Genomic DNA, 11,652 nt, shown 5'->3' with positions numbered 1-11,652 from the left:
CGCAGCCGGCTAAGACGCGTTAGCTGGCCGACTTCAGCGTGCCCTTCGGCAGCACATGGCCCACGGCGCTCTTCTGCACGCGGATGCGCACGTTGTCGGCCACTTCCACGCTGATGAAGTTGTCGCCGATGTCGGTGATCACGCCGGCGACGCCGCCGGAGGTGATGACTTCATCGCCGCGCGCCAGCTTGTCCAGCAGCGACTTGTGCTCCTTCTGACGCTTCATCTGCGGACGGATCATCAAGAAATACATGACCGCAATCAGGATGATCGGCAGCGCAAAGGTGGACAGACCACCCAGCGGGCCGGGTGCCGGCGCGGCGCCAGCGGCTTGCGCCTGAGCGACGGGGATCAGGAAATCGAGCAAGTTCATTCAGTGCATCCTAGTTTGGTGCCAGCGCGCCCATGGGCCCGCTCGCTATTCAGGTACCGCCGGAGCGGAACAGCCGGGAATTATGCCACGCAGGTTTCACGCCGTCCGCGCCAGGGCGCCGACGGCCGGTCTCAGCTTGCTTCCCCGGGCAACGGCGGCGGGGTGGCGCCGCGTGCCGCATAGAAGGACCGCCGGAACTGCACAAAGGTTCCCGACGCGATCGCCGCACGCAGATCGGCCATCAGTTTTTCGTAGTACCAGAGGTTGTGCAGGGTGCCCAGCATCGGCGCGAGCATCTCGTTGCAGCGATCCAGGTGGCGCAGATAGGAACGTGTGTAGCCACTGCTGCAGGCGTGGCAGCCGCAGCCCGGCTCGATGGTGTCCAGGTCGCGCTCGTACTTGGCGTTACGGATACGCACGGTGCCGAACGAGGTGAAATAGTGGCCGTTACGCGCATTGCGGGTGGGCATGACGCAGTCGAACATGTCCACCCCGCGGGCCACGCCTTCGACCAGATCCTCCGGGCGGCCCACGCCCATCAGGTAGCGCGGGCGCTCGGCCGGCAGGCGCGGGTGCAGGTGTTCGAGCATGGCGTTGCGCTCGTGCTCGGGCTCGCCCACCGCCAGCCCGCCGATCGCATACCCATCGAAACCGATGCCTTGCAGGCCGTCCAGCGAGCGGCTGCGCAGGTCCGGATGCACCCCACCCTGCACGATGCCGAACAGCGCCGCATCGTTGCACAGCCCATCGTGCGCATCGCGCGAGCGCTGCGCCCAGCGCAGGCTCAGCTCCATCGAGCGGCGCGCCACGTCCTCGGTGGCCGGGTACGGCGTGCACTCATCGAAGATCATCACGATGTCCGAATCGAGCACTTTCTGAATTTTCATGCTCTCTTCCGGGCCCAGGAACACGCGTGCGCCATCGGTGGGCGAGGAAAACGTCACACCCTGCTCGGTGATCTTGCGGCGATGCGCGAGCGAAAACACCTGAAAACCGCCGGAATCGGTGAGGATTGGCCCGTCCCAGCGTGCAAACCCGTGCAACCCGCCGTGATCGCCGATCACATCCAGACCCGGGCGCAGATACAGATGGAAGGTATTGCCCAGGATGATCTCCGCCCCCAGCGCGCGGATCTGCTCGGGCAGGATGCCCTTGACCGAGCCATACGTGCCCACCGGCATGAACGCTGGGGTTTCCACCGTGCCACGCGGAAAGGTCAGGCGCCCACGCCGGGCATGCCCGTCGGTGGCTTGAAGCTGGAACTGGAGTCGGGACATTGAAAGGCCGGGAATGGGGAGTCGGGAATCGGGAATGGGAAGAGCGGTTGGCAGGTGGCTGATCGTTCGGCGGGTACCGCGTTACGATTCCCCATTCCCGATTCCCCAATTCCTGCCCCACAACAACATCGCATCGCCGTACGAAAAGAAGCGGTAGCGCTGCGCGATGGCGTGGTGGTAAGCCTCGAAAATGCGCTCGCGGCCGGCGAAGGCCGAGACCATCATCATCAAGGTGCTTTCGGGCAGATGGAAGTTGGTGACCATCGCATCGACGCTGCGGATGCGGTAGCCGGGCAGGATGAAGATCTGGGTTTCGCCGGCGAACGGCTGTAATTCGCCCTCGGGCGCGGCGTCGGTGGCGCGCCAGGCGCTTTCCAGCGAGCGCACCACCGTGGTGCCCACCGCGATGACGCGGCCGCCGCGGGCACGCGTGCGGCGCACCTGTTCCACCAGCGCCGCACCGACATTGAGCCATTCTTTGTGCATCACGTGTTGGTCGAGCTTGTCCACGCGCACCGGCTGGAACGTCCCGGCACCGACATGCAGCGTGACGTGGCCGAACTCGACACCGCGCTCGCGCAGGCGCGCCAGCAGTTCCTCGTCGAAATGCAGGCCGGCGGTGGGCGCAGCGACCGCGCCGACTTCGCGCGCGAACACGGTTTGATAGCGCTCACGGTCTTCGATGCCCGGTTCGCGGCGGATATACGGCGGCAGTGGCAGGCGGCCAGCGGCCAGCAGCCAGTGTTCCAGCGGGGTGGGGATCTCGAAACGTAGCAGATAGAACTCGCCATCGCGGCCCAGCACCTCGGCCTGGCCACCGGCATCGAGCGCGATCAAGCTGCCGGCCTTGGGCGACTTGCTGGCGCCGATCTGCACCCGCGCCTCGCGTTCACCGAGCAGACGCTCGATCAGGATCTCTACCCGCCCACCGCTGGCCTTCTGCCCGAACAGCCGCGCCGGGATGACGCGGGTGTCGTTGAAGATCAACAGATCGCCCGGCTGCAACAACTCGGGCAGATCGCGGACCTGGCGGTCGGCCAGCGCCTGCGGCGACGGCGGAACGACCAGCAAGCGGCTGGCCGCACGCTCGGCAAGCGGCGCCTGGGCAATCAGTTCTTCGGGCAGGTCGTAATGGAAATCGGACTTCTTCAAGACCGCAGGATTAGATGGCTGAGTAGCCGGATAGTGTAACTGCGGCCGCGAATGGAGAATCGGGAATCGGGAATCGTAAAAGCGGGCCGGTCTGCGCAGTAGGAGTTCCGGTTACCGGATCAAGCTCTCCCGATTCCCGATTCCCCGTCCCTCACCGCTCGAACTTCGTCGACAAAATGATCGAGGTCGTGGTGCGCTCCACCCCGTCGATGGCGCCGATGGCGTCGGTGAGCACATCCATCTCGTTGACGCCGCCGACCACGCCCAGGGCGATCAGGTCGTAGGCGCCGCTGACCGAGTGCAGCAGGCGCACTTCCGGGATATCGCGTAGCGCCTTGACCACGGCAGGCATCTTCTTGGGCAGCACGGTGATCAGGATGTGCGCGCGGATGCGGCCCTGCTCGTAGTCGTCATGCGTGCGCACGGTGTAGCCACTGATCACGCCGTCGCTTTCGAGCTTTTCGATGCGGCTTTGCACCGTGGTGCGCGAGAGTCCGAGCCGGCGGGCGATCTGGGCGGTGGAGGCCCGCGCGTCCTCGCGCAACAGCGATAACAGGCGTTCGTCGGAGGGCGTGATCTTCACTATTGCGCATTCTTTTCGTCGAATCGCCGAAAATACCGCACTTCCTGCCCAAATTCACGCTGCCAAACGCCGATCTTCTGCCGATAATAGAAAGCGAATGCCACTATTGAAGGAGATGCGCCATGTCCGTCCTTGCCCCGCTCGCCCCGCTGCGTGCCCATGCCGGCCGCCGCCTGACCGAAGGCCTGGACGACGCGACCATCGCGCGCCTGGCCGCAAATCACCCCGATCTGCAACATGCCATCGCAGCGGCGGCAGCTGAATACGCGCTGGTGCGTGATGACGTCGCCGACCTGCTGGATCTGGATGAAGACGCCCAGATCAGCACAGTGCAGGAAGGTTTCATCAACTTCTACGCCGACGATGCAGTGACGCCCTACGTGGCGCTGGCCGCACGCGGGCCGTGGGTGATCACGCTCAAGGGGGCCGTGCTGTACGACGCCGGCGGCTACGGCATGCTCGGCTTCGGCCACACGCCAGCGGCGGTGCTCGATGCCATGGCGCGCCCCCAGGTGATGGCCAACGTGATGACGCCCAGCCTGGCGCAGCGCCGGCTTGATCGCGCCCTGCGCGCCGAGATCGGTCACAGCCGCGGCGGTTGCCCATTCGTCCGCTTCATGTGTCTCAACTCCGGCTCCGAAGCGGTGGGCCTGGCCGCGCGTATCGTCGATACGAATGCCAAGCTGCACACCGACCCGGGCGCGCGGCATGCCGGCGCCACCATCAAGCGACTGGTCGTCAAAGGCAGCTTCCATGGCCGTACCGATCGTCCGGGGCTGTATTCGGATTCCAGCCGCAAGACCTACACCAAGTATCTGGCCAGCTATCGCGACGAGGACTCCGTCATTGCGATTGCGCCATATGACGTGGCCGCGTTGCAACGCGCCTTCGATGAAGCCGCGCGCAATCACTGGTTTATCGAAGCGGTGTTCCTGGAGCCGGTGATGGGCGAAGGCGACCCGGGGCGGGCGTTGCCGGCCGAGTTCTATGCCGCTGCACGCGCGCTCACCCGTGCCCACGGCAGCCTGCTGCTGGTCGATTCCATCCAGGCCGGGCTGCGCGCGCATGGCGTGCTATCGGTGGTGGATTACCCGGGCTTCGAGCAGCTCGACCCGCCGGATCTGGAAACCTATTCCAAAGCGCTCAACGCCGCGCAATACCCGCTGTCGGTGTTGGCAGTGAACGAACACGCCGCGCAGGTGTATCGCAAAGGCACCTACGGCAACACCATGACCACCAACCCGCGCGCGCTCGATGTCGCCTGCGCCACGCTGGCATTGTTCACGCCGCAAGTGCGCGACAACATTCGTATCCGCGGTGTGCAGGCGATTGCCAAACTGGAAGCGCTACAGGCCGACCTCGGCGGCTTGATCACCAAGGTGCAAGGCACCGGCCTGTTGTTCTCCTGCGAACTGGCACCGCAATTCAAATGCTACGGTGCCGGTTCGACCGAAGAATGGTTGCGCCATCGTGGCGTCAACGTGATCCACGGCGGCGAAAATTCGCTGCGCTTCACCCCGCACTTTGCGATGGATGAAGACGAGCTCGATCTGTTGGTCGGCTTGATCGCCCGTGCCCTCAAGGAAGGCCCACGTCAGCTGCAGGCCGAGGCGGCCTGATCTGGTCCAGATGGCACACCGGCGCGCATACGCCGTCGGTGTGCCGCCTGGGCGGAGGGTGAATCTGCCACCAGCCACATGCTGTGTAGCTTGGCATTTTGACCGGCGCCAGCGACGGCGTCGCAAGGGGGCGGTTGCGTTCCACTGAGATACGCTGCGTCATCCACCGACGCGCCACCGGCATTGCCGCTGTCACTTCGCGTACTAATTGCAATACGCAATGCGAAGCCAGTTGAACACGCAAGCTTTCGCTTGCATAAATTGCCTGCAGCATGCAGGCGCATGACCTCACCCAGATTCGACCTGGGCGACCTGCCCCAGGTCGATTGCCATATGACCGCGCATGCTGCCACTCAAATCGGCACAGCGTTCAACTTGCGGCGCAGGTAGTTGGTCAGTGCACGCCGCGGCGACTTGCCGCGCCACGATGCCCAGCACAGGTGCGAGCCCACTGCGATCTTGCCGCCACGGTGGCCAAGCCCGAACCATGTGCGATCCGGATGGAAGGCGTCGCGTGGCGGGAACAGGATGTCGGAGAACTGTCCACCGTGGGCGTTGTAAAAACGCGTCAGGCCACGTGGGCCGGAAATCATCGGAATCTCGCGGTGGTCTTGCAGCGTTTCCGGCGCATGCGCGGTAAAGATGTGCTCGATGAACGCGCGCCAGAACGGATGGCCTGGTTCGGAGCCAAAGACGGCATTGCCGATCTTGAAGTCTTCATGGCCCGGCGCGCCGTCCTCGACGGGCAGCACGCAATGCTGCGATAGCACCTGCGCATCCAGTGGCCGCAGCAGTTTGTAGTCGGTGTCGAAGTAGAAGCCGCCATGTGCATGCATGTACGCGCAGCGGGCGATGTCGGCTTTCATGACGCCGAAGCGGATCTGCTCGTAGCGCTCGGCAAACTCGGGGAACGCACGCCGCATCAGTTCTGAGTTATCGGCATCGTCCCAGACGTAACAGGTCCATCCTGGTAATAGACGCTGCAAGCGATCGCAAATCCTGCGCTCTTCCCAGAGCAAGTGCTTGGTGGGAGCGGTCAGGTGCATAAGGTGGGGGATCATGGCGGGCGACTCGGGGGGACTGGGGGAACCAGAGCCGCCGCCGCAGCGCCGCATCGATTCGGCTGCCCGGTTGGTGGCTTGGCTGCACCAACCTAGTCGCACTCCCGACGTGACATAAATTGCACTACATGATCATCAAACGCACACTGATAGAAGAAATCTATGTGGATGCGAAGTTTTGAAACAACGTGTAACTGCATTCGAAATCCCGACTAAATTCCTTGCCGTTTTGTCATATTCAACGCGTCTGTCGCGCGCGTTGAGGATTAATGCCAGCACAGGACACAGAACTGCGCGCATGCAGATCGCTGATGCTTCGCGCACTGCTGGCGCATCCGCCAGCAGCACAGCCTTGCCAGGCAGGCTGTTGCCTGTGCCTGGCTCATTCCCAGCAGCGATCTGCACGTCCCTTGAGCGTGGCACTGCGCGGACAATCGCGCGGCGCGATACGTCCCGCTTCGCGTTCGATCACGCGTTTGCTGCCGTCGCTATCGCGCTGCAGTTCGAACGCGTCATACAGCCGCCCGGTGGCAGTGCGCGATTCGTAAACCAGATGCTGATGGTCCATGCGCAACACTTGGTAAAGCTGGGTGTCTTCGCCCACCGGACGCATGGTTTTGCGCGCCATGTCCGAAAGCCGGTACTGCTTGGGCCCGGCCACCGAGACCACGAAGACCGGCGTCGCCCGCCCGGCCTCGTCGCCATGCCGGCCATAGGTGTGGTCGTGGCCCTGCAGCACCAGATCCACCTTGTGGCGGCGAATCACCGGAAGCACCTGTTCAACCAGTTTTTCGTTTTCGCGATCGGCACGCGGCGAGAAGAATGGCTGATGGATCAGCACAATCGACCAGGGATGCGGGTTGTCAGTGAGTATCTTATCCAGCCACTGCGCCTGCGCCGGGCCGGTGCCCAGATCCAGTGCCGAGGTGCCGTCGAGCACGGCAATGCGCACGCCTTGATAGTCGAACCAGTAGCTGGTGCGCGCGGTGGCTGACGGTCCATTGCGCGGCAACGCAAACGTCACCGGCCAATGACTGCCGAGCACACGGGTTGCTTGCGGCGTGTCTTCGCCTTCTTCGTGATACTCGTGATTGCCCGGTGCCGGCGCCACCGCAGTACCTTCCAGCAGCCAGCGCCCGGACTCGAACCACTCGGCCCATTCGTTGTCGTCCTGGTCGTCCTTGCCGCTCACCAGGTCACCGGCAAACAGCGCCAACCGCGCATCCGGTGCCGAGCGCCAGGCTTGTCGAATCACTCGCGAGACCAGACTGAGATTCTTGTTCTGGGTATCGCCGAAATACAGCAAGGTCAGCGGCGTGGTGGCCGTGGCAGCCGTGCGGAAATGATTCCACGCGCCCCAGGTGCCCTGCCCCTGCACGCGGTACGCGTACAAGGTGTCCGGCTGCAGCCCGTCGACATCGGCGCGGTGGTGGTGCGAACTGCCGTTTTCGCTGGCGAGCGTCAGCGTGCTCGCCCGAATGCGTCGTGGCGTACCTACATCCGGCGAATCGCCGGCGACCACCAGTTCCAGCCAGGGTCTCTCGACGCTGGCATCGGCGCGCCAGGCCACGGCAAACCCTGTGGCCGCGTCCTGCGCCGGCGTGGCGACGATGCGGTCCGGGAAGCCATCGGCAACATAATGCGTCGAACCCGCCGGCACCTGCGTAGTGGGTTCGGCAGCACGGTCGGCCGCCGACGCGGCAACACTTACTGTTGCGATCAACCCCAGCAATGCGTAGACCGACGGGCGCCCAATCTTCATGGCGTGCACGCTTTCAAGCGCAACGTGCGCGCAATATCGCGCCAATCGAACGCGGCCACCGCCTGGTCGTCATGCAACGCATAGAACACGCCACCCGGGAAGCGTGCATCGCTGCGTTGATCCAGCCACACGCCATCGGTATTGGCCGTGACACGGCCAGCGAAGGCGCCGACATGCGCCAGCGTCTTGCGATCGAACACCTGGAATACGCTGCGGTCCTTGAACTGATCGGTGGCAATCCAGTAGCCGCTGCCATCGTTGCACGCAAACAAGGTGATGCCTTCGGCCTGCGCCTTGAACACCCCGGTGCCGATATCGCGGCCGCGATAGCGCCCGTCCATGCCGTAGTCGCGCAACCGCGTGCCCACGGCCACGTCTTCTTCGGCGATCATCAGCCGCGCATTGGCTTCATCGCCGAATACCGATTCGGCAATCCGCACTGCGCCCGCCTCTGTCGTATCGCCAAAACGTTGCGTCAGGCGCGCCTGCCAGCCCTGCCCTGCCGCATTGACTTGATAGCGTCGGAAGCGCTGGCCAAGTTCGGCCAATGGCGGCGGTAGATCCTTGTTGGTGGGCGACATGTAGTTGTCGCTGACCACCACCTCATAGCCGCCATCATGCTTGCGCACCCACACACCGTAAGGTTCGCGCAACTCATCCTGGCCGAAGGCCATCAATGGCTTGAGATCCGGCAACGAAAACACCTGCACGCGGCGGTTATCACGCTCCACCACGAACACCAGGTCGTCGACCACCGAGATGCCGTTCGGGCGGTCGAGTTTTCCCAGGGCCTTGCCCTTGCCGCCGACCACACGCAGCCGCTTGCCGCTGTCGCCATCGAAGACCACCAGCGCATGCGTGCCCTTGGCGGTGGCGATCACCCAACGGCGGCCATCCGGCGCCATCCAGCTGGCCGGCGAATCCAGGTTGTCCGATGGCGTCAGCGCGGTAATGAAGGCTTCCGGCACCACTTCGTGCGCGACCTTGGCCTCCTTCAGCAACGGATCTTTCAGCAGCGCTTCGTCGGCTTCGCGGCCGGACGGGGCGCTGGCACAACCGACCAATGCGGCGGCGGCGGACAGCAGCGTGATCTGCACGAAGGTGCGTGATGCGATCACAGCGCCACCTTCAGGCCAAGCGCATAGGTGCGGCCGTACTCTTCATTTTGCAGGGTGCGCGAGCGGATGCCCTGATACAGCTCCAACGGCTCGTCCAGCAGGTTCTGCGCTTCCAGATAAAGGCTGACGTGGCTATTGAATTGATAGTTCATGCTGAAATCCAGCTGCGTGTGTGGGGCAACGTAGATATCGTACGCACGGCTCTGCCCGATGGTGTCCAGATATTGGCTGCGATACACCGCCGCCACGCGCGCACTGAATCCGTATTTTTCGTAGCCCAGGTGGCCGCTGTAGATGCGCTTGGACGAACGCGGCAAGGTGAAGTCATCGCCGGCACGATTTTCCAGGCCCGGATTGAAATCGCTGTCCAGCACCGTGGCGCTGGCACCAACCAGACAGCCATTCCAGCCCTCGGGCAGAAAGTCCAGGGTCTGCTGCCAATTGAATTCGGCACCACGCACCTTGGCGGTGTCGCCATTGATCGAGCGCGTGACCTGAAACCCCGGAAATTCCGCGTCGTTGGGGCTCAGGGTCTGCACGATGTAGTCGTCGATCGACTTGTGGAACACACCCAGCGAGATCAGGCCGGTGCTGCCGATGTATTTTTCGAACGACAGGTCCAGATTCTGCGAGCGATACGGATTGAGATCGGGGTTGCCGATGCTCACCTCGTTATCGCCACGGTTGATGCTCACGCGCGGCGACACATCGCCGAACGACGGGCGCGACAAGGTCTTGTTGGCCGCAACGCGCAGCACCCAGTCGTTGCCACTGTCGTAGCGCAGATGCAGGCCGGGTAGCACATTGGTGTAACTGCTGGACGCCTCACGCGGCGTCACCGTGGCAGTGCGGCCGTTCGGCGCCACATCCACCTGGTTGCCGGTGGCATTGAACTGGGTATTTTCCACGCGCACGCCGGCAATCATGCGCAGCGCACCGATGTCCCAGGTACCCATCGCATAGGTGGCCAAGACATCTTCGCTGGCTGTGTAATCGTCCTGCAGGGAGGTCTGCAGATTGCCGCCCACATCCTGCGGGCGTGCGCCATACAGGTTGCCGGAGGTGTTCCAGTAACGGCGCATGCCGTCAGAACCGATGCTCAGGCCCAAGGTGCCGCCCCGGTGTTCGGGCGCGGCGGTCGTCCAATCGCGCAGGTCGATGCCCGGGCCGCGACGCAGTTCGCTTTCGTCCACGTTGACATCGCGCTCGCGCCAGCGGCCAAGCACGCCCATCTTCAGGCTGGAATGCTTTCCATCGAAGCGCACGTTGATCTGCGCGCTACGCTCGCTGTCGTCTACCTGCTTGGGCGCGATCACGAAACGATCGAACACGAAATCGTCGTTGCTCTGCCAGCCGTTGTCGGAGAAGCCCAACCTGGGAATGCCGCTGCGTTGATCCACCGTCGCCGCCAGATCGTCGCCGTCGTAGTTGAAACGCGCTTCCTTTTCATCGTTCACGCGCTCGGTGGTCTTGGTATAGCCCATCTTGTAATCGACGGTGGCACCGCTCAGGCGGTTCTCGCCGCCAAAACTCACCCCCATGTTGTCTTCCTTTTTGGTGCGGTAGCGCACGCGCTTGGAAATGCTGTCGGCCGGCAGGTCGGCCACGTTATAGGTGCTGTCGCCATTGGCGCTGATCCCACCGTCGCCAAGGCCGAAGATGGTGCGCTGACGCGTTTCGGCATCATCGAAACGGCTGTACAGCGAGCGCAGGTAATAGCGGTTGTCCGCATCCGGACGCCAGTCCAGATTGAGGTTGGCACCCATGCGGGTGCGTTCGATGAAATATTTACGGCGTTGCACTTCGCTTGCGAACAGATCGTCTTCCGCGCCGCCGGCGAATGTGTCGTAGGCCACTTCGGTGTTGTCCGACTCGAACTCGCGGTCCTGGTAGTTCACGCCCACCGCGACGCCGAACGTGCCGCCGAAGATATCGCTGTAATTGAACGCGCCCTTCGGGCTGGTCTTGCCCGACAGCGACTGATGGCTGCCTTCGATGGAGCCGCGCAACGTGCGTCCATCACGGTCGAAGGCGGAGGTGGATTCCACCTGGATCGCGCCGCCAATGGAATCGCCCGGCATGTCGGGGGTCGGCGACTTCACCACCTTCAGGCGCTCGGTGGAATCGGAAGGAATGACATCTAGCGGCGTGGAGCGCGTGCCGTCTTCGGGCGTGCCCATGTTCATGCCATCGATGGTGACGCTATTGAGCGACGAATCGAGCCCGCGGATGACGACAAAGCGGCCTTCGCCCTGGTCGCGGGTGACGCTGACACCGGGCAGGCGCTGTAGTGATTCTGCAACATTCTTATCCGGGTAACGTCCCATCGCATCGGAGGCGATTGCATCCTGGATGGCATCGGAGGCGCGCTTGAGATCGACCGCGCGCTCCTGCGCCTCCAGCTGCGGGCGCACTTCGAGCCGCTCCAGGTCGATCGCCGCAGCGCTGGCAGCCACGCCCGCCGCCGCACCCTCAGCCGCGTGCGCCAGCGGACTCCATGTGGCGGCAGCCAACGTCAGCGTGATCGCCAGGCAGAGCGGAGTCTTGTTCAACACGGTCGCTTCCCCCAATCGGTTAAGAATGGGTGCGCACACTATGTCTACGACGTTTCACTGACATGACATGTGCATGCGTTGTCACATTCAATCTGTGGCGACGCACCGCGCGGCTGCGGCACACTGTGCCCCTCTCCCGCCTGCCGCTGCCC

General features: G+C 63.6%; 9 protein-coding genes. 1 reads left to right on the top strand and 8 read right to left on the bottom strand.

Annotated elements, in window-relative coordinates; translation table 11 throughout:
* Positions 1 to 19: 19 nt before the first annotated feature.
* The 4 genes from yajC to M0D43_RS20060 all read right to left on the bottom strand — a co-directional run bounded on the left by yajC (position 20) and on the right by M0D43_RS20060 (position 3,385).
* Entirely contained in the window at positions 20 to 373 is a 354-nt protein-coding gene (gene yajC, locus M0D43_RS20075; RefSeq protein WP_101363773.1) for a preprotein translocase subunit YajC, read from the bottom strand.
* A gap of 131 nt (positions 374 to 504) precedes the next feature.
* Positions 505 to 1,650, bottom strand: a complete 1,146-nt coding sequence (gene tgt / locus M0D43_RS20070; RefSeq protein ID WP_260807524.1) for a tRNA guanosine(34) transglycosylase Tgt — start codon at positions 1,648 to 1,650, stop codon at positions 505 to 507.
* Positions 1,651 to 1,731: 81 nt separating this feature from the next.
* On the bottom strand, positions 1,732 to 2,802 hold the full coding sequence (gene queA / locus M0D43_RS20065) for a tRNA preQ1(34) S-adenosylmethionine ribosyltransferase-isomerase QueA (protein ID WP_252162743.1): 1,071 nt from the start codon (positions 2,800 to 2,802) through the stop codon (positions 1,732 to 1,734).
* A gap of 151 nt (positions 2,803 to 2,953) precedes the next feature.
* Positions 2,954 to 3,385 carry an Lrp/AsnC family transcriptional regulator gene (locus tag M0D43_RS20060; RefSeq protein ID WP_101363770.1) on the bottom strand — a complete coding sequence of 144 codons (432 nt, stop codon included), beginning with the start codon at positions 3,383 to 3,385 and terminating at the stop codon, positions 2,954 to 2,956.
* A 122-nt stretch (positions 3,386 to 3,507) separates the two neighbouring features.
* On the opposite strand from M0D43_RS20060, the gene M0D43_RS20055 reads away from it, so the two are divergent.
* Complete coding sequence (locus M0D43_RS20055) at positions 3,508 to 5,004, top strand: aminotransferase class III-fold pyridoxal phosphate-dependent enzyme (RefSeq protein ID WP_252162742.1); 1,497 nt, start codon at positions 3,508 to 3,510, stop codon at positions 5,002 to 5,004.
* A 353-nt stretch (positions 5,005 to 5,357) separates the two neighbouring features.
* On the opposite strand, the gene M0D43_RS20050 is transcribed toward M0D43_RS20055, so the two are convergent.
* The 4 genes from M0D43_RS20050 to M0D43_RS20035 form a co-directional block, all read right to left on the bottom strand.
* Complete coding sequence (locus M0D43_RS20050) at positions 5,358 to 6,065, bottom strand: glycosyltransferase family 32 protein (RefSeq protein WP_252162741.1); 708 nt, start codon at positions 6,063 to 6,065, stop codon at positions 5,358 to 5,360.
* Between the two features lie 382 nt (positions 6,066 to 6,447).
* A complete protein-coding gene (locus tag M0D43_RS20045; RefSeq protein ID WP_252162740.1) occupies positions 6,448 to 7,827 on the bottom strand; it encodes a purple acid phosphatase family protein in 1,380 nt (459 codons plus the stop codon).
* Entirely contained in the window at positions 7,824 to 8,945 is a 1,122-nt protein-coding gene (locus M0D43_RS20040) for a phytase (RefSeq protein ID WP_252162739.1), read from the bottom strand. The genes M0D43_RS20045 and M0D43_RS20040 overlap by 4 nt, the downstream gene beginning before the upstream one ends.
* Positions 8,942 to 11,500, bottom strand: coding sequence for a TonB-dependent receptor (locus tag M0D43_RS20035; protein WP_252162738.1), 2,559 nt, complete (start codon positions 11,498 to 11,500; stop codon positions 8,942 to 8,944). Before M0D43_RS20035 ends, M0D43_RS20040 begins: the two co-directional genes overlap by 4 nt.
* Positions 11,501 to 11,652: the final 152 nt, after the last annotated feature.

Origin of the sequence: Xanthomonas prunicola, assembly GCF_025266575.1 — a bacterium.
Lineage (GTDB): Bacteria > Pseudomonadota > Gammaproteobacteria > Xanthomonadales > Xanthomonadaceae > Xanthomonas > Xanthomonas prunicola.
This window is presented reverse-complemented; position numbering and strand designations above follow the sequence as displayed.